The organism is Ideonella aquatica, assembly GCF_018069755.1.
Lineage (GTDB): Bacteria > Pseudomonadota > Gammaproteobacteria > Burkholderiales > Burkholderiaceae_C > Ideonella > Ideonella aquatica.
Window position 1 is genome coordinate 67,636 of the sequence record NZ_JAGQDE010000006.1, and the last position, 16,885, is coordinate 84,520.

The window sequence follows — 16,885 nt, forward strand, 5'->3', positions numbered from 1 at the left end:
ATGTGGTCCCCTTTCGGCAAGAACAAGCCTGGCGCCAAACCGGTGGTCGCCTCCGGTGTCGGGCCGGCGCCCGCCACCGACGCACCGCTGGCCATCGGCCTGCCGCAGGCCAGCGACGCAGTGAACAAGGCCATGGCTGGCGGCTGCCAGCTCGACCTGACGGCGCGCGTGTCGCCGCTGGTGCGGGTGAACCACCAGATGCGCGGCAGCAAGCTGTCTGCCCGCTACGGTGAGTTCCTCCAGAACAGCAAGCCGGCCCAGATGCAGGTGGTGGAACAGCTGGTGCCGCTGCTGACCGTGCCGCGCCGGCCCTCGGCCGCCGAGCGCTGGGCCGACGAACACGGCCACGCCGAGACCGCCCGCGCACTGCTGAAGGAGGTGCCGCCCAACGAATGGGGCTACTTCATGCCGCTGGCCCCCGGCCTGGGCACGCTGGGTGCGCTGGGCAGCCTGTCGGTGCCGCAGGCCACCTCGCGCTGGCGCAGCCTGTACCGCCTGAACTTCATCATGGACGGCGTCAGCCAACTGGTGGGCGGCCGGCTCGATGGCCTGTCGCTGCTGGACATTGCCTGCAACTGGGGCGCCTTCGCGATCGAGGCGGCGCTGCGCGGCGCACAGGAGGTGGATGGCTTCGACATCCGCACCCAGAACATCGAGCGTGCGCGGCGGCTTTCCGGTTATTTCGGCACCGAGGCGCGCACGCGCTTCTCGGTGGCCGATGTCTACGCGTTCCAGCCGCAGCGCAGCTACGACATCGTGCTGAACCTGGGCCTGATGTACCACATCACCAAGCCCTACGAGCTGGTGCGCGCCACGCATGCACTGTGCAATCACATGGCGGTGTTCGACACCGTGGTCCACCGCGAGCCCTTCTCGGGCTTCATCCTGGGCACCGGCGAGCACGCGCCTGAGCATGCCGCCACCGCCACCGGCTGCGAGCTGCACCCCACCTACCGCGCGCTGATCGAGCTGGCCTACCTGGCCGGCTTCAAGGAAGTCATCGAGCTCAAGGGCGAGCCCGACCCGGCCTGGGCCGGCTTCAACACCGACCCCTACGGCGTCGGCCAGCGGCGCTGCATCGTCGCCTTCAAGTAAAACGGTGTCGAGGCCCAACGCGCTGCGCTGCAGCGCGGCGGCCGATGATGCTAGACTTCAGCCATGCGTTGCGCACCGGCCTACTTTTTTGCCTACTTTTGGTTCTCGCCCCGATCGGCGGCTGGAGAGGCAATCGCGCGCAACTGACACCAAGCGAACACCCCCAGAAAACCGCCGGACCCACCGGCGGTTTTTTTTCGCCGGTCGACGCGAGGCACCCACCCAGGAGAACCCCCCGATGAACGCCAAAGCCACCCACGAGCACTGGTCGGGCTACCCGCCCGGAGAACGCACCAGCCAGACCGACGACCAGCGCATCGAGGAGGTGACCCCCTTGCCGCCGCCTGAACACCTGATCCGCTTCTTCCCGATCGCCGGCACGCCGGTCGAGCAATTGGTGAAGAGCACCCGCGACGGCATCCGCCGCATCATGACCGGCAAGGACGACCGTCTGCTGGTGATCATCGGCCCCTGCTCGATCCACGATCCGGCCGCCGCGGTGGAGTACGCCCGCCGCCTGAAGGCCCAGCGCGAGAAGTTCCAGGACACGCTGGAGATCGTGATGCGCGTGTACTTCGAGAAGCCGCGCACCACGGTCGGCTGGAAGGGCCTGATCAACGACCCCTACCTGGACGAGAGCTACCGCATTGACGAGGGCCTGCGCATTGCCCGCCAGCTGCTGGTGGAGATCAACCGCCAGGGCGTGCCCGCAGGCAGCGAGTTCCTGGACGTGATCAGCCCGCAGTACATCGGCGACCTGATCAGCTGGGGCGCGATCGGCGCGCGCACCACCGAGAGCCAGGTGCACCGCGAACTGGCCAGCGGCCTCTCAGCCCCGGTGGGCTTCAAGAACGGCACCGACGGCAACATCCGCATCGCCACCGACGCCATCCAGGCCGCCAGCAAGCCGCACCACTTCCTGTCGGTGCACAAGAACGGCCAGGTCGCCATCGTCGAGACGCGCGGCAACAAGGACTGCCACGTGATCCTGCGCGGCGGCAAGGCGCCCAACTACGACGCCGCCAGCGTGGCCGCCGCCTGCAAGGAGCTGGAGGCCGCCAAGCTGCCCGGCACGCTGATGGTGGACTGCAGCCACGCCAACTCGAGCAAGCAGCACCAGCGCCAGCTGGATGTGGCGCGCGACATCGGCACGCAGATCGCCGGCGGCAGCCGCCAGGTCTTCGGCGTGATGATCGAAAGCCACCTGCAGGCCGGCGCGCAGAAGTTCAGCCCTGGCAAGGACGACCCGGCCAAGCTCTGCTACGGCCAGAGCATCACCGACGCCTGCCTGGGTTGGGATGACTCGATCGATGCGCTGCAGGTGCTGAGCGACGCGGTCAAGGCGCGGCGGCGCTGAGCGCCTGGGCCTCGCGGAACCAGCGCTGCAAGGCGCCGGGGATTTGGCCATCGGGGTGCAGCGCGGTCCACAGTTGCAGGGCCTGGCGGCCGCGCTGCCGCGCCTCGTCGCGGCGCCCCAGCGCGGCCAAGGCCTGACCCTCGGTGCCCAGCGCCTGCGCCAGCTGCCATCCCCGGGCCGCATTGCGGGTGACGTCGTCGCCCTGCATCATCGCCACGACCTGCGCGGCGCGCCGCGCGGCCTCGGGCGGATCCTTCGACAGGCGCAGCCGGGCCGACCAGAGCAACGCATCGGCCCACCAGCGCTGCACATAGAAGTCGCTGCCTTTCGCGGCGCGCAGCGCCAGCGCAGCCACCGCGGCATCCACCCGCCGCAGCGCCTGGGCCGTCTGCCCCGCATCCACCAAGAGGCGGCCCTGCACCAGTCCCAGCAGCACGCGGTCGCGTTGAAGCACCTCATTGCCCGGGTCGGCGGCGGACAGCGCCTGCATCGTGGCCTCGGCCTCGTCCAGCCGGACGCGGCCCTCGGCATTGCGCCCGGCCTGGTTCAATGCCACGCTGTGAACCACGCGGGCCATGGCCGTTTGATGGCGGTAGTGGGCACTCTGGGGGACACGCCGCGCCGCCTCGTCACGCAGTTGCACCGCCTGCGTGGTGTGGCTCAGGGCCAACGCGCTGTCGCCACGCAGCACCGCCACGCTGCCCAGGCCGTGGTGGGCCCAGGCGGTCTGGTGCACCCACTCGACTTCACCCGGCTCGCGGGCGCGCATGCGCTCGAAGATGGCCAGCGCCTGCTGCCACAGTTGCAGCGCCTCCTCCGTGCGCCCCAGGTTGGACGCGGCCACGCTGCCGCCGGTGAGCACCGCGCGTCGGCCCAGCAGCGTGGCCTGGCGCGACAGGGTCTGCAGGTCGTCGGGCTGCTGCGCGACGATGCGCTCGACCAGGCGGCTGGCCTCGGCCAGCGCCTCGTTCGCCGGGATCAACCGACCCTGGCGCAGCAACAGGTCGCTGTGCAGCAGCCGCAGGTCGACCGCCTTGTCCAGCGCCGGCACATCGGCCTGCGGCAGGTACAGCGGCAGCAGCGCCAGCGCCTTCTCGGCGCTGCGCAGCGCATCGTCGGGCCGCTCCTGGCCGGGCGAGAAGGATTCGCCCTGCAGCACCGCCAGGCGGAACCAGGCCTCGGCCAGCTCGCGGGCCAGCCCGGCGTCATCGGCCACGTCGTGCGCCAGCGCGTCGAGGTAGCCGGCGGCGTCCTGCAGCAGCGCATCGCGCACCGCAGTGGCCCCGGGCAGGTGGGCGATCTGGTCGTGGTACTTGAAGACCATCTGGTTGGCCAGCTGGCGCACCTGGGCGAAGCGGGCCTCGGCGCGTTGGCGTTGACGATCGGCCTCGTGGGCCTGCCAGGTGGCGACGCCGACCCCGGCCACCAGCGATGACAAGGCCAGCGCCGCCGCCGCACTGGCCGCCCGGTGGCGCAGCACGAAGCGGCTGAGCAGGTAGCCCGCGCTGGGCGCGCGTGCGCTGACCGGCAGCCCCGCCAGGTGCGCCCGCACATCCGCCGCGAACGCGTCCACGCTGGGGTAGCGCGCCGCCGGGGCCTTGTCCAGGGCCTTGAGCAGGATGTTATCCAGGTCGCCCTTCAGACGCTTGCGCGTGACCATCCACTGCGGGTCGGCCACCAGCCCGGGGCTCAGCGCACTGGGCCGCGTGGGCTCTTCCTCCAGCACACTGCGGGCGGCTTCCTGCGGCGTCGTCGCGTTGCGGCCGTAGGGCCGCAGGCCGGTGAGCATCACGTACAGCAGCACGCCCAGGCTGTAGATGTCGGTCAGCGTGCCCACCGGCTCGCCCCTGACCTGCTCGGGGCTGGCGTAGTTGGGCGTGTAGGGCCGCGGGCCGGCGCCGGTGTGCTCGCCTTCGGCCGGGTCCAGCGCCTTGGCGATGCCGAAGTCCAGCAGCTTGACCTGGCTGTCCTCGGTGACCAGCACGTTGCTGGGCTTGAGGTCGCGGTGCACCAGCAGCTGGCGGTGCGCAAAGGCCACCGCGTCGGCCAGCTGCAGGAACAGCCCCAGCCGCGCTTCCAGTGCCAGGCCTTCGCAGGCCTGGTCGATCGGGCGGCCCAGCACCCGCTCCATCACGAAGTACGGCAGGCCCGCCGCGGTGCGCCCGGCGTCCAGCAGGTGGGCGATGTGCGGGTGGTTCAGCCGCGCCAGCGCGCGCTGCTCCAGCGCAAAGCGCGCCAGCACCGCCGCCGAGTCCATGCCGCGCTTGAGCACCTTGACCGCGGCCTCGCCGTCCCAGGCGCCGTCGGCGCGGCGCGCCAGCATCACCTCGGCCATGCCGCCCGCACCCAGCGGGCCGACGATCTCCCAGGCGCCCAGGCGCTCGCCGGGGGGCAGCAGCGGCCCCGGCTCATCCGCCAGCGGTGGCTCCAGGAAGCTGTCGGTCGTCGCGTCCTGCAGCACATGCTCATGCGCCAGCAGGCTCAGCACCTCGTCCTGCACCGCCGGGTCGGCGCCGCTGGCCCGCACGAAGGCCTCGCGCGCCGCCCACGGCTGCTCCAGCGCTGCCTCGAACAGCGCCTTGACCTGTGGCCAGTGGGTGTCGCCGGCGGCCATGGCAGGCTACAGGCCGATCGGCTCGCCGCGCGCCAGCGCATCGCGGCGGCGCAGGTGCTCGCCGTTGAGCGCCCGCAGCGCGTCGGCCGCCTGGTAATGCTGCAGCGCGCGCTGGCGCCAGGCTGGGGCGGCGGCGGGCTCGGCCGCGGCCATCACCAGCGCAGACTCGGCCAGGTTGAGCAGCGCATCACCGCCCTTGGACTCGCGCGACAGCGGCTCCAGGATGACCTGGCTCTGGCGCAGCTGCGTCAGGGCCTCGTCGCGCCGTTGCAGCCCCAGCAGCGCGGCCGCGCGGTAAATGCCCAGCCAGGCCCACAGGCGCTCGGGGTGCGGCCCGGGCTTGGCCGTGCGCTGGCGCTGCCAGTAGGCCAGCGCGCTGTCGAGCACCGGCAGCGCGTCAGCCGAGCGGCCGACCAGCGCCAGCGCCCGCCCATGGTGCTGGGCCACGCGCGGCAGGTTCTCGGCCCACTTGCTCTGCGGGCCGTTCTCGGCGGCCAGGCGCTGCACCGTGTCCCAGGCCGCCTGGCTGGCCAGCACGGCACGCGCGGGCTGGTCGGCACGCATCAGGATCACCGCGGCATTGGTGGCCTCGGTGACCAGCTCGTCGCGCCGGCCGGTGTGGAAGGGCTCGGCCTGCACCGCGCGCAGACGCTGCTGCCAGGCGGCTTCGGCATCAGCGCGCGAGGCGTCGAGCCGACCCAGGCGCGCATGGGTGATGGCCCGCGCCCCGAGCAGCGTGCCCAGCAGCGGCGCCAGGCTGGCGTCGCCGTCGCGCTCCAGGCGGCGCAGGGCCTGCTCGGCCTGGCCGTACAGCGCCAGCGCGTCCTCGGGGCGGTTCAGGCTGGCCACGGTCTGCTGGTCAAAGAACTGGGCCTCGACGATCTGCAGCGAGGCGCGCTGCACCTGCAGGTCGCGCTGCTCGGCCGGTGGCAGGCGCTGCAGCCGCTGGTCGATCAGCGCCATCGCCTCCTCCAGCGTCTTCAGGCCCTGCTCGGGCTGGCCGTCGGCGCGCTGCGCGCGGGCACGGATCTGCAGCGCCTGCGACAAGGCCAGGCTCAGCGCGGCGTCGTCCGGCCGCGCCGGCAGCACACGTCGGGCCAGCGTGATGGCGTGTTCGGCATGCTGGCGCGCCTCGCCCATCTTGCTGAGCGAGACGCCGCCGTCGTCGCCGCCCACCTGGGCCAGGCGGGCGTAGACGCCGGCCAGCAGGGCCAGCCACTCCGTGTCGTCGCCAGCCTCCTGCTCGACCTCGCTGAGCTGGCCCAGCAGGCCCTTGAGCAGGTTCTCCTTGACCACCAGGCCGCCGGGCAGATAAGTGACGGCATCGGCATAGCGCAGCACCACGTCGCGGCTCAGGCCGCGCAACTGCTCCAGCCGCTGTCCGGCGACATGAGCCTGCCAGCTGGCCACACCGGCGCCCACCACCAGGGACACCGCCGCCAGCGCCGCCGCCGCACTGGCCGCCCGGTGGCGCAGCACGAAGCGGCTGAGCAGGTAGCCCGCGCTGGGCGCGCGCGCGCTGACCGGCAGGCCCGTCAGGTGGGCCCGCACATCCGCCGAAAACGCGTCCACGCTGGGGTAGCGTGCCGCCGGGGCCTTGTCCAGGGCTTTCAGCAGGATGTTGTCCAGGTCGCCCTTCAGACGCTTGCGCGTGGCCATCCACTGCGGATCACTCACCAGCCCGGGGCTCAGCGCGCTGGGCCGCGTGGGTTCTTCCTCCAGCACGCTGCGGGCGGCTTCCTGCGGCGTCGTCGCGTGCCGGCCGTAGGGCCGCAGCCCGGTGAGCATCACGTACAGCAGCACGCCCAGGCTGTAGATGTCGGTCAGCGTGCCCACCGGCTCGCCGCGCACCTGCTCGGGGCTGGCGTAGTTGGGCGTGTAGGGCCGCGGGCCGGCGCCGGTGTGCTCGCCCTCGGCCGGGTCCAGCGCCTTGGCGATGCCAAAGTCCAGCAGCTTGACCTGGCCGTCCTCGGTGACCAGCACGTTGCTGGGCTTGAGGTCGCGGTGCACCAGCAGCTGCCGGTGCGCAAAGGCCACCGCGTCGGCCAGTTGCAGGAACAACGCCAGCCGCGCCTCCAGCGCCAGGCCCTCGCAGGCCTGGTCGATCGGGCGGCCGCGCACCAGCTCCATCACGAAGTACGGCAGGCCCGCCGCGGTGCGCCCGGCGTCCAGCAGGTGGGCGATGTGCGGGTGGTTCAGCCGCGCCAGCGCGCGCTGCTCCAGCGCAAAGCGCGCCAGCACCGCCGCCGAGTCCATGCCGCGCTTGAGCACCTTGACCGCGGCCTCGCCGTCCCAGGCGCCGTCGGCGCGGCGCGCCAGCATCACCTCGGCCATGCCGCCCGCACCCAGCGGGCCGACGATCTCCCAGGCGCCCAGGCGCTCGCCGGGGGGCAGCAGCGGCCCCGGCTCATCCGCCAGCGGTGGCTCCAGGAAGCTGTCGGTCGTCGCGTCCTGCAGCACATGCTCATGCGCCAGCAGGCTCAGCACCTCGTCCTGCACCGCCGGGTCGACGCCGCTGGCCCGCACGAAGGCCTCGCGCGCCGCCCACGGCTGCTCCAGCGCTGCCTCGAACAGCGCCTTGACCTGCTGCCAATGTTCGCCCGCGTGCACCCTCAGCCCTCCGGCGACCCGTCGATCGGGGAGATCAGTGTACGCAGGGCCGCAGCGTGCGGCCGCGGCCCGTCACTTGACGCCGTTGGTGAAGATGGTAGTGCCGTCCACCGGCGACACCCCCCAGGCCTGGCCCAGTCCGGTCACCACCTTGTCGGCCACGTCGAAGTGGCCCTTGCCGGCAATGAAGTACAGGATCTTGCCGTACGGGCCGGCGACCTTGTCCAGGCAGATCGAGCTCACCGTCTGCTTGCCGTCCTTGTAGGTGATCGAGCCATCGGTGCCGATCACCAGCTTGGCCGTGCCCGACTTGGTGAAGGCACCGCTGGTGTCATAGCTGCCTTCGTCGCCGTTGAAGGTTCCGGCATAGGCCTTGAGCTCGTCAGCCGTGGGCGCCAGCACGGCACCGGCCACATAGGCCTTGGTGTCGCAGTCGGCCGCCAGCGTGCCGTCGCCGCCGGCGGCAGTGGTGTCGTCACCGCCACCGCAGGCCTGCAGGATCAGCAGCGCCATCAGCGACAGGCCCAGGGGGACGCGGCGGGAGAAGGTGTTCATCGTGGGTTCCTCATGAAGATGCCGGCGCCGCCCTTCGGCACCAGTGCACTTGTTGATCTACGCCGACGGAGCGCGCGCGGGGGCTCACGCGCGCGCTAGACTCGGGTGTCGCCCCCCACAGATGAAGTGTTCGACACCATGTCGACGCCCGACCCCTCCCTGACGCAGTGGCTGAGCCAGTTCCAGGGTCCCGATCCCGAGGCTGGACAGCGCCTGTTCGAGAACCTCTACGAGGACCTGCGGCGCATGGCGCGCAACCACATGCGCAAGGAGGCGGCCGGCCACACGCTCAGCGCCACCGCGCTGACCCACGAGGCCTGGTTCCGCATGGCCGACCAGACCCGCACCCAGTGGCGCAACCGCGCCCACTTCCTGGCGGTGAGCTCCACCATGATGCGGCGCATCCTGATCAACCACGAGCAGGCCCGCCGCGCCGACAAGCGCGATGCCGAGCTGACCAGCCTGACGGTCTCGGGCCTGGAGTCGCTGGCCCTGCCCCCTGACCGCGACCTGATCGCCGTCAACGACGCCCTGCTGGCCTTCGAGGTGGTGGATCCGCGCGCCGCCAAGGTGGTGGAGCTGCGCTTCTTCGGCGGCCTGGAGATCGACGAAATCGCCGAGGTGCTGGACATCTCGCCGGCCACCGTCAAGCGCGACTGGACGCTGGCCAAGTCCTGGCTGCACCGCGAACTCAACAACAACCCATCCCCCAAGGAATGACCATGCGCCACGACCTGCTGATCCAGTTCGACGACCAGACGACGGTGGAGATCGCCGTCGATGCGGCCCAGCTGCCCGACGCCCTGGACGCGCGCCGCTGGCTGGACGAGGAGTTCACCCGCCGCGAATGCGAGCCGCTGCGCCCCAGCGGCAAGCTGCTGACCACCGACAAGCTGCTGGTGCTGGCCCAGGAGATCGGCCCCACCGGTTTTGCTGACGAAGCGCTGCGCCAGGCCTTCGCCCGCGCGGTGCTGGGTCAGCTGCAGCGCCCGGCGGTGACGATCAACCTGCAGACCATGAAGGTCAGCTGATCAGGGTTTCAGGCGGGCGACCAGCGCGTCCTGCACCCAGCCGATGACCTCGGCCGAGCGCTGCGCGAAGCGCTCGGGGTCGGCCTGGGTCACGTAGTCCTGCCGGCTGTCGCCCAGGCCGCCCGACTGGCCGGCCAGGCCCTTGAGCAGGCCCAGGCCCAGGTTCATCACGGACGCCGAGGTGTTGTTTTCCTCGGCCTTCTTCTGCACGCCACCGCCGGCCAGGAAGTCGGCCGCACCGATCACCGTTTCGTCCAGCCGGATCACCAGATCGCCATCGTTGGCGCGCTGGCCACCAGGCATGGACTGCGTGCGCACATAGGCGGTGTCGCCGCCAGGGTGGCGCAGGGCCAGGCGGGTGGCCTCCTGGCGCAGGTAGAGCTGGGCGTTGGCGCTGGTGCTCTGGGTGGCGCCCTGCGTGACGGTGGTGCTGAAGCCGCCACCGCTGAGGGTGTTCTGCCGACCGTCCCAGCCGGTCTCGGCGGTGGCCTCGCCAAAGCCCACCACATACCAGGCCTTCAGCAGGTGGGCGTTGAGCGCCTTGGCCAGCGCCACCTCGCGGCCAGCGAAGTAGGTGCCCTCGCCGGCGCGTTTCATGCCGGCGCCGAAACCGGGTGAGGGTTCATCGGCCGCGCCGACGCCCTTCTTGTTGTTGCTGAAGCTGGGCATCTCGGCCACGTTGGGCAGGTAGATCGGCAGCTTCGCAGGACTGACCAGGAAGCTGTTGCCCTCCTCGTTGCTCCAGGCGTGGCCGCTCGGGTAGCCCATGGACTTCTGCAGCTCCTGGTAGCCCTCGGCGCGGGCCAGCTCCTCGGTGGGAACAACCTCGAAGCCCGCCGCCGTCAGCCGCTGCACCAGCTGTGCGTGCAGCTGATCGGCTGCCGCCTGCAGCGCCGGGATGCTGTAGCCCTTCAGGGTGTTGGTGGCACTGGTGTTGTCACGGTGCAGCAGCACCTTGCTGAGGCGGCCGGTGACGTACTCGGCCTTGACCTTGGTCTGGACCTCCAGCACCAGGTTGGCGATGGCGACGCGGCGGGTGGCGGCCAGTTGGGCTGGGGCGCCGCTGGTGATCTCCAGCTTGGGGGTGCCGACGAACTGCAGCGGCTCGGCTTGCGCCGCGCCAAGCAGGGATACGGCCAGCAGGACGGCCTGGCTCAGGTGACGAACGGACATGGTGTCTCCTCCGGGTGGGGCCCGCAGGATGCGCGGGCGCTCTCACTGGTCTACGCCAGGTGAGCCGCCCGGATGGCTCACGCGCCGCCGTCGCGCTGCAGCCGCTCGCTGCGCCAGTAGACGTCGTCGCCACCCAGGCCGTCGAGGTTGGCGCGGTTGAGCACCCGGGCCAGCACGAACAGCAGGTCCGACAGGCGGTTCAGGTACTGGCGTGGCGCCTCGTTGACCGGCTCGGCGGCGGCCAGCGCCACCACCGCGCGCTCGGCGCGGCGGGCGATGGTGCGGCCCACATGGGCCAGCGCGGCGCTGCGGGTGCCGGCCGGCAGGATGAACTCGGCCAGGCGCGGCAGCGTGGCGTTGTAGTGCGCCAGCGCCTCGTCCAGGCGCAGCACGGCCTCATCCTTGAGCAGCGTGAAGCCGGGGATGGAGAGCTCGCCGCCCAGGTTGAACAGCTCGTGCTGGATCACCACCAGCAGCTCGCGCACATCGGGCGGCAGCGGCTCGGCCAGCAGCACGCCGAGCTGGGAGTTGAGTTCATCGACATCGCCCATCGCGGCGATGCGCGCATGGGTCTTTGGCACCCGCTGCCCGTCGCCGAGCCCGGTGGTGCCGTCGTCGCCGGTGCGGGTGGCGATCTGGGTGAGACGGTTGGCCATGGAGAGCGATGGTAGCGGGCCCGGCCGGGCCGCACGCTCAGCGGGGTCGGCGCACGATCTGGATGGGGGCCTCGCCGCAGTCACCACAGCCGCCGCAGCCCGCGCCACCGCCGCCGGCCGCGCGCTGCACGGCGCGCCAGCGGCCCAGGCCGGGCCAGTGCCGCAGGCGCTGCGCCAGCGCACGGCGCCAGCCGGCCGGCATCAGCGACCAACTGGCGTAGAGGACGCAGACGATGACGATGGCCGCGACAATCAGTGACTGCATGCTCAGCCTCCCCAGGCCAGCGCGACCCGGTAGGTGATGAAGGCGGCCAGGTAGCCCAAGGCGGTCTGGTAGCCGGCCATGATCAGCGGGTAGCGCCAGTGGTTGGTCTCGCGGCGCACCGTGGCCAGCGTGGACAGGCATTGCGGCGCAAAGATGAACCAGGCGATCAGCGCATAGGCGGTGGCCGGCGACCACTGCGCGGCCAGCAGCGGGCTCAGCGCGTCGGCCACCGCGTCGCCGCTGGCCGACAGCGCGTAGACCGTGCCCAGCGCGCCCACCACCACCTCGCGCGCCGCCAGGCCGGGGATCAGCGCGATGCAGATCTGCCAGTTGAAGCCGATCGGCGCGAACACCCACTCCAGCGCGCGCCCGATCTGGCCGGCCAGGCTGTAGGTGATCGGCGCCGCCGTGGCACCGTCGGGTGGCGCCGGCCAGGTGGCCAGGAACCACAGCACCACGGTCAGCGCAAAGATGATGGTGCCCACCCGGGCGATGAAAATGCGCGCCCGCTCCCACAGGCCGATCGCCAGCGTGCGCGGGCTGGGCCAGCGGTAGGGCGGCAGCTCCAGCATCAGCGGCTGGTAGCGGCTTTTCAGCCAGCTGCGCTTGAGCGCCCAGCCCACCGCCGCTGCCGCCGCCACGCCCGCCACATACAGGCCGAACATCACCAGGCCGCGCAGGTCCAGCCAGCCGCCGGGACCGATGCCCCGCTCGGGCACGAAGGCGCCGATCAGCAGGGTGTAGACCGGCAGCCGCGCCGAGCAGGTCATCAGCGGCGCCAGCATGATGGTGGCCAGGCGGTCGCGCCAGTGGGTGATGCTGCGCGTGGCCATGATGCCGGGCACCGCGCAGGCAAAGCTGGACAGCATCGGGATGAAGGCCCGGCCCGACAGGCCCACCTTGCCCATCAGCGTGTCCAGCAAAAACGCCGCGCGCGGCAGGTAACCCGAGTCCTCCAGCGCCAGGATGAAGGCGAACAGGATCAGGATCTGCGGCAGGAAGACCAGCACGCCGCCAGCGCCGGCCAGCACGCCGTCGATCAGCAGGCTCTTGAGCGGCCCCGGGGCCATGCCGGCCTCGACCACGCCGGCCAGCGCGGCCACGCCGTCCTCGATCAGGCCCTTGGGCGCCTCGGCCCAGGTGAACACCGCCTGGAACATCACGAACAGCAGCGCGGCCAGGATCAGCAGGCCCCCCACCGGGTGCATCAGCCAGGCATCCAGGCGCGGATGGAAGCGCGTGGCCGGCGCGGCGCCGCTGGCCACCAGGGCCAGCAGGCGGCGCACCTCGTTCTGCAATGCGCGGGCGTCGGGGGTCTCGACATGGCGGCCATCGACATGCTGGTGCACCGGCGGCAGGTCGCGCGCCAGCTCGGCCAGCAGGGCCTCGTGGCCGTGGCTGGCGATGGCCACGGTCTCGACCACCGGGCAGCCCAGTTCCTCGGCCAGGCGCTCGCGGTCCAGGCGCAGGCCCTGGTGGCGCGCGGTGTCCATCATGTTCAGCGCCACCACCATCGGCCGGCCGATGCGGCGCAGCTCCAGCACCAGGCGCAGGTTCATGCGCAGGTTGGTGGCATCCACCACGGCGACGATCAGGTCGGGCGCCTCCTCGCCGGCGCGGCGGCCCTCGATGACCTCGAGCGTGACCTCCTCGTCGGCCGACACCGGGTGCAGGCTGTAGGTGCCGGGCAGATCGACCACCTGCACCGTGCTGCCGTCGGGCAGGCGCGCGGTGCCCACCTTGCGCTCGACCGTGACGCCGCTGTAATTGGCCACCTTCTGGCGCGCGCCGGTCAGGCGGTTGAACAGCGCCGTCTTGCCGCAGTTCGGGTTGCCCACCAGCGCCACCGAGCGCGGCGGCCCGGCGTGGGTACGCGAGAGCAGCGCGGCGTTCACGCCCGGTCCTGCAGGCGCACCTGCACGCAGCGCGCCTCGACCTGGCGCAGCGCGATCAGCGTGTCGCCGATGCACACCGCCAGCGGCTCGCGGCCGCCCGGCCCGCGGCGCAGCGCCTGCACCGGCTCGCCCGGCAGAAAGCCCAGCTCGCCCAGGCGGCGCAGCTGGTCAGCGTCCAGGTCGGCGGAGTGCTCGGCCAGGGCGGTGACAGTGGCATGCGCGCCGTTGGGCAGGTCGGCCAGGTTCATGCGGCCGATTGTGCCCGACAAATGAGAATGGTTCGCATCACCAACAATCGCAGTCGGGTAACCGAGGCGACAGCCGTGGCGGGGCGGCAACGCTATCGTCGGCGCCTTGTTGTTCATGCCCTGGAGCCCTTGATGAGCCTGACCGTCCACGCCGCCGCCGACCTGCCGAAGCTCGTGGGCCAGGTGCTGGGCACCAGCGACTGGATGCTGATCGACCAGGCCCGCATCGACGCCTTCGCCCAGGCCACCGGCGATCTGCAGTGGATCCATGTGGACCCGGCGCGCGCCGCCGCCGGGCCGTTCGGCACGACGATCGCGCACGGCTTTCTGACGCTGTCGCTGATCTCGGTGATGAGCGAGCAGGCCTTCCGCGTGGACGGCGTGCGCATGGGCCTGAACTACGGCCTGAACAAGGTGCGCTTTCCGTCGCCGGTGCCGGTGGGCAGCCGGCTGCGCGGCGTGTTCAAGCTGGTGGCCTGCGAGCCGATCGACGGCGGCTGGCAGCTGCGCAACGAGGTGACGGTGGAGCGCGACGGCGCGCCCAAGCCGGCCTGCGTGGCCGAGTCGCTGGCGCGCTACCTGCTCTGAGCCGCCAGGCGCTGGGCCAGCGCGCTCAGCGCCGCATAGGCCTGGCCCAGCAGCGGGTCGTGCGCGGCCAGCGCCGCGCCCTGCTCGGCCAGCACCCGCGTGTCGCCGCGCGCCGCCGGGCCGGTCAGCGCGCCGCGCGGGCCCAGGGCCTGCAGGTTGGCCGCCGCGCGCTGCAGGAAGCCGGCGGCCAGGGCGTCGGCCCGCTCGGCGGGCAGGCCGACATCGCGCCACAGCCCGGCCGCCACCGCCTGCAGCACCGGCGCGAAGTTGGACGCGAACACCGCGGCGGCGTGGTAGAGCGGCTTGTCGGCCGCAGCCAGGTCCACGCACTGGCCGCCGATCGCCTGGAAGGCATGGCGCGCCAACGCCACCGCGGGCGCGTCGCCCTCCAGCGCGCACAGCGTGCCGGGGAACTGCGCGCTGGCCTGGTCGACATCGGCAAAGCTCAGCGCCGGGTGGGTGCTGGCCACTGACCATCCAGCGGCCTGCAGTGGCGCGGCCTCGGACGCGGGCAGGAAGCCACTGGCGTGCCAGGCGATGGCCGGTGGCTGGCCAGCGGCCGCCAGCGCCGCGGCCACGGGCGCGATCTGGGTGTCGGGCACCGCCAGCAGCCAGAGATCGGCCGGCGGCATGTCATCCAGCCGGTCAACGGGCCGACCCGCGCCGATCACCGCCACGGCCTGCGCCGCGCTGTCGGCCTGGCGGGTCAGCACGGCCTGCACCTGCATCACGCCCGCACGCTGCCACAGCCGCGCCAACGTGCGGCCCACGCGGCCGGCGCCCACCAGGTTGAGGCGGGTCATCGCACCGGCGGCAGTGCCGCCTGCTCGGCGGCGGTCAGCACGCGCAGATGCCATTCGCCGTCCTGCGTGGCCAGGCCGTGCAGGTCGATGCTGCGCTGGGTCTGCAGCAGGCGCACCAGGTAGGACACCACCGCGGGCTCGATCACCTGGCCCGGCACCAGCACCGGGATGCCTGGCGGGTAGGGCACGATCTGGTCGCAGCAGACGCGGCCCGACAGCGCCGAGTTGGGCTGGCCCGACTCGTCGAGCAGCGGCAGGCGCTCGCCGGCCTCGTAGAAGGCATCGCGCGGCAGGCAGGCCAGCGTGCTGAAGCGCGGTGCTTCCGGCATGCGGGCGTAGGTCAGCGGCGTGCGGCGCTCCTTGGCCAGGCGCAGCATGGCGTCGAACAGGCGCGAGACCTTGGAGCGCGTGGTGCCGATGGTCAGCAGCAGCGTCAGCGTGTTGTGGGTGTTCTTCTCGACCTGGATGTTGAAGCGGCCGATCAGCTCGTCGCGCAGCGCGTCGGCGCTCCAGCCGCTGGCGCTGATGTCGATGGTGAGCTTGGTCGGGTCCAGGCGAATGCCATCGTCCTTCAGCTCCTCGGGCAGCAGCTCCTCGAGCGACAGCACGCGGAAGGCACCGGTGGCGTTGATCTTCTCGCGCAGTTCGCGCGCATAGGCCAGCGAGCGGTCGAGCAGGCGGTAGCCCTCCAGCACCGCCTGCTTGCGCGCCACGTCCAGGCTGGCGATCAGCGTGTACTGCGGGCTGGTGCTGGCGTGCATGTTGAAGTTCTCGCGGAACAGGTGCTCGTCAAAGCCCGGGTCGTTCACGTGGATCATGCTGGCCTGCGAGAAGGCCGACAGCACCTTGTGCGTGCTCTGCGTGGCGTAGTCGGCGCCGCACTCCAGCGCGGTGGGGCGCAGCTCGGGGTGGAAGCGCGCGTGGCCGTACCAGGCCTCGTCGACGATCACCTTGATGCCCGCCGCATGCGCCATCTGGATGATCGGGCGCAGGTCGTAGCGCAGGCCGTCGTAGGTGCAGCTGGTGAGGATCAGCACCTTCGCATCCGGGTGCTCGGCGATCGCGCGCTCGATCGTGGCCTTGGGCACCGGGCCGAACAGGCCGAAGTGGCGGTTCACCGCCGAATCCAGGTACACCGGCCGCGCGCCCGACAGGATCACGCCGTGGTGCACGCTCTTGTGGCAGTTGCGGTCCAGCAGCAGCTTGTCGCCGGGGGTGAGCAGGCTCTGGAAGATGACCTTGTTGGAGGTGCTGGTGCCGTTGGTGGCGAAGTAGGTGGCGCGCGCACCAAAGGCCTTGGCCGCCAGCCGCTGTGCCTGCGCGATCACGCCGGTGGGGTGCAGCAGCGAGTCCAGCGCCGGCACGCTGCACGACAGGTCGGCGCGCAGCATCTCGTCGCCCACAAAACCGTGGAAGTCGCCCACCCAGGGGCTGTTCTTGAAGGCGTCGCCGCCGGCATGGCCGGGCGTATGCCAGCTGTCCTTGGCCTGGGCGACGTAGTCGCGCAGCGCGTCATAAAAGGGCGTGTCGGCTTTCTCGGCCACCTCGGCGGCCAGGATGCGCAGCCAGCCGGAGGGGTCGTCCTCGCCACGGAAAAAGTAGCCGTCGACCGCATCGCTGGCGAGTTGCTCGACGAGCAGCTTGTCGGCGTCGTCCTCCAGCACCATGTACAGCGACAGCTCGGGCCGCGCGTCGATCAGGCGCTGCGCCAGCAGCACCGCGGCCGGGCCCTGGCCGCTGCCGGCGGGGCCGTGGTCGACCAGCACCACCTGCACGTCGGCGCCGTGCTGGGTGGACAGGGCGGCTTCCAGCGCACTGGTGTCGCAGGCGCAGGGCACGGCCAGCAGGCCGTGGGGGTTGTCGCGTTGGGCGGCGGCCTGGTTCAGGCCGTCACACACCGGCTGGCGCCAGGCCGGGTCGGCACTGACGACCAGCACATGGGTGACCGGTTTCATCGAGGAGCACTCCTGGTGGGAGTGCCGAGTGTAGGCGCCC

The 16,885-nt window shown here is 71.7% G+C and carries 15 protein-coding genes; 5 read left to right on the top strand and 10 right to left on the bottom strand.

Annotation, left to right across the window (positions count from 1 at the left end):
* Both KAK06_RS08865 and KAK06_RS08870 read left to right on the top strand, forming a co-directional pair.
* Window positions 1–1,095, top strand: a complete 1,095-nt coding sequence (locus tag KAK06_RS08865) for a class I SAM-dependent methyltransferase (RefSeq protein WP_210801589.1) — start codon at window positions 1–3, stop codon at window positions 1,093–1,095.
* Window positions 1,096–1,333: 238 nt separating this feature from the next.
* Complete coding sequence (locus KAK06_RS08870) at window positions 1,334–2,452, top strand: 3-deoxy-7-phosphoheptulonate synthase (RefSeq protein WP_210801590.1); 1,119 nt, start codon at window positions 1,334–1,336, stop codon at window positions 2,450–2,452.
* On the opposite strand, the gene KAK06_RS08875 is transcribed toward KAK06_RS08870, so the two are convergent.
* The 3 genes from KAK06_RS08875 to KAK06_RS08885 all read right to left on the bottom strand — a co-directional run bounded on the left by KAK06_RS08875 (window position 2,433) and on the right by KAK06_RS08885 (window position 8,231).
* Window positions 2,433–5,066, bottom strand: coding sequence for a serine/threonine-protein kinase (locus KAK06_RS08875; protein ID WP_210801591.1), 2,634 nt, complete (start codon window positions 5,064–5,066; stop codon window positions 2,433–2,435). The genes KAK06_RS08870 and KAK06_RS08875 overlap by 20 nt on opposite strands.
* Window positions 5,067–5,072: 6 nt before the next feature.
* The gene (locus KAK06_RS08880; RefSeq protein WP_210801592.1) at window positions 5,073–7,676 is read right to left on the bottom strand and encodes a serine/threonine-protein kinase; all 2,604 of its coding nucleotides are present in this window, start codon (window positions 7,674–7,676) and stop codon (window positions 5,073–5,075) included.
* Between the two features lie 72 nt (window positions 7,677–7,748).
* On the bottom strand, window positions 7,749–8,231 hold the full coding sequence (locus tag KAK06_RS08885) for a hypothetical protein (protein ID WP_210801593.1): 483 nt from the start codon (window positions 8,229–8,231) through the stop codon (window positions 7,749–7,751).
* A gap of 138 nt (window positions 8,232–8,369) precedes the next feature.
* On the opposite strand from KAK06_RS08885, the gene KAK06_RS08890 reads away from it, so the two are divergent.
* Together KAK06_RS08890 and KAK06_RS08895 are read left to right on the top strand one after the other, a co-directional pair.
* Entirely contained in the window at window positions 8,370–8,951 is a 582-nt protein-coding gene (locus tag KAK06_RS08890; RefSeq protein WP_210801594.1) for a sigma-70 family RNA polymerase sigma factor, read from the top strand.
* A gap of 2 nt (window positions 8,952–8,953) precedes the next feature.
* On the top strand, window positions 8,954–9,262 hold the full coding sequence (locus KAK06_RS08895) for a hypothetical protein (protein WP_210801595.1): 309 nt from the start codon (window positions 8,954–8,956) through the stop codon (window positions 9,260–9,262).
* On the opposite strand, the gene KAK06_RS08900 is transcribed toward KAK06_RS08895, so the two are convergent.
* From KAK06_RS08900 to KAK06_RS08920, 5 genes are all read right to left on the bottom strand, one after another.
* Window positions 9,263–10,435 carry a hypothetical protein gene (locus KAK06_RS08900; RefSeq protein WP_210801596.1) on the bottom strand — a complete coding sequence of 391 codons (1,173 nt, stop codon included), beginning with the start codon at window positions 10,433–10,435 and terminating at the stop codon, window positions 9,263–9,265.
* A gap of 77 nt (window positions 10,436–10,512) precedes the next feature.
* Window positions 10,513–11,091: a cob(I)yrinic acid a,c-diamide adenosyltransferase gene (locus tag KAK06_RS08905; protein WP_210801597.1), complete on the bottom strand. Its 579-nt coding sequence runs from the start codon at window positions 11,089–11,091 to the stop codon at window positions 10,513–10,515.
* A 37-nt stretch (window positions 11,092–11,128) separates the two neighbouring features.
* Window positions 11,129–11,356 carry a DUF6587 family protein gene (locus tag KAK06_RS08910; RefSeq protein ID WP_210801598.1) on the bottom strand — a complete coding sequence of 76 codons (228 nt, stop codon included), beginning with the start codon at window positions 11,354–11,356 and terminating at the stop codon, window positions 11,129–11,131.
* Window positions 11,357–11,358: 2 nt separating this feature from the next.
* Complete coding sequence (gene feoB / locus KAK06_RS08915; RefSeq protein ID WP_310741058.1) at window positions 11,359–13,251, bottom strand: ferrous iron transporter B; 1,893 nt, start codon at window positions 13,249–13,251, stop codon at window positions 11,359–11,361.
* On the bottom strand, window positions 13,248–13,499 hold the full coding sequence (locus KAK06_RS08920) for a FeoA family protein (protein WP_210801599.1): 252 nt from the start codon (window positions 13,497–13,499) through the stop codon (window positions 13,248–13,250). Before KAK06_RS08920 ends, feoB begins: the two co-directional genes overlap by 4 nt.
* Before the next feature lie 132 nt (window positions 13,500–13,631).
* On the opposite strand from KAK06_RS08920, the gene KAK06_RS08925 reads away from it, so the two are divergent.
* Window positions 13,632–14,087, top strand: coding sequence for a MaoC family dehydratase (locus KAK06_RS08925; RefSeq protein ID WP_210801600.1), 456 nt, complete (start codon window positions 13,632–13,634; stop codon window positions 14,085–14,087).
* Here the strand turns inward: KAK06_RS08925 and KAK06_RS08930 are convergent.
* Together KAK06_RS08930 and KAK06_RS08935 are read right to left on the bottom strand one after the other, a co-directional pair.
* Window positions 14,075–14,890: a Rossmann-like and DUF2520 domain-containing protein gene (locus KAK06_RS08930; RefSeq protein WP_210801601.1), complete on the bottom strand. Its 816-nt coding sequence runs from the start codon at window positions 14,888–14,890 to the stop codon at window positions 14,075–14,077. The two genes, KAK06_RS08925 and KAK06_RS08930, sit on opposite strands and share 13 nt — an antisense overlap.
* Complete coding sequence (locus KAK06_RS08935; protein WP_210801602.1) at window positions 14,887–16,845, bottom strand: aminotransferase class I/II-fold pyridoxal phosphate-dependent enzyme; 1,959 nt, start codon at window positions 16,843–16,845, stop codon at window positions 14,887–14,889. The genes KAK06_RS08930 and KAK06_RS08935 overlap by 4 nt, the downstream gene beginning before the upstream one ends.
* Between the last annotated feature and the right edge of the window lie 40 nt (window positions 16,846–16,885).

What these genes read in the sequence shown, in the direction of transcription:
- KAK06_RS08865 (WP_210801589.1), top strand. Translation starts at nt 1, where the DNA reads ATGTGGTCCCCTTTCGGCAAGAACAAGCCTGGCGCCAAACCGGTGGTC.
- KAK06_RS08870 (WP_210801590.1), top strand. Translation starts at nt 1,334, where the DNA reads ATGAACGCCAAAGCCACCCACGAGCACTGGTCGGGCTACCCGCCCGGA.
- KAK06_RS08875 (WP_210801591.1), bottom strand. Translation starts at nt 5,066, where the DNA reads ATGGCCGCCGGCGACACCCACTGGCCACAGGTCAAGGCGCTGTTCGAG.
- KAK06_RS08885 (WP_210801593.1), bottom strand. Translation starts at nt 8,231, where the DNA reads ATGAACACCTTCTCCCGCCGCGTCCCCCTGGGCCTGTCGCTGATGGCG.
- KAK06_RS08890 (WP_210801594.1), top strand. Translation starts at nt 8,370, where the DNA reads ATGTCGACGCCCGACCCCTCCCTGACGCAGTGGCTGAGCCAGTTCCAG.
- KAK06_RS08895 (WP_210801595.1), top strand. Translation starts at nt 8,954, where the DNA reads ATGCGCCACGACCTGCTGATCCAGTTCGACGACCAGACGACGGTGGAG.
- KAK06_RS08900 (WP_210801596.1), bottom strand. Translation starts at nt 10,435, where the DNA reads ATGTCCGTTCGTCACCTGAGCCAGGCCGTCCTGCTGGCCGTATCCCTG.
- KAK06_RS08905 (WP_210801597.1), bottom strand. Translation starts at nt 11,091, where the DNA reads ATGGCCAACCGTCTCACCCAGATCGCCACCCGCACCGGCGACGACGGC.
- KAK06_RS08910 (WP_210801598.1), bottom strand. Translation starts at nt 11,356, where the DNA reads ATGCAGTCACTGATTGTCGCGGCCATCGTCATCGTCTGCGTCCTCTAC.
- KAK06_RS08920 (WP_210801599.1), bottom strand. Translation starts at nt 13,499, where the DNA reads ATGAACCTGGCCGACCTGCCCAACGGCGCGCATGCCACTGTCACCGCC.
- KAK06_RS08925 (WP_210801600.1), top strand. Translation starts at nt 13,632, where the DNA reads ATGAGCCTGACCGTCCACGCCGCCGCCGACCTGCCGAAGCTCGTGGGC.
- KAK06_RS08930 (WP_210801601.1), bottom strand. Translation starts at nt 14,890, where the DNA reads ATGACCCGCCTCAACCTGGTGGGCGCCGGCCGCGTGGGCCGCACGTTG.
- KAK06_RS08935 (WP_210801602.1), bottom strand. Translation starts at nt 16,845, where the DNA reads ATGAAACCGGTCACCCATGTGCTGGTCGTCAGTGCCGACCCGGCCTGG.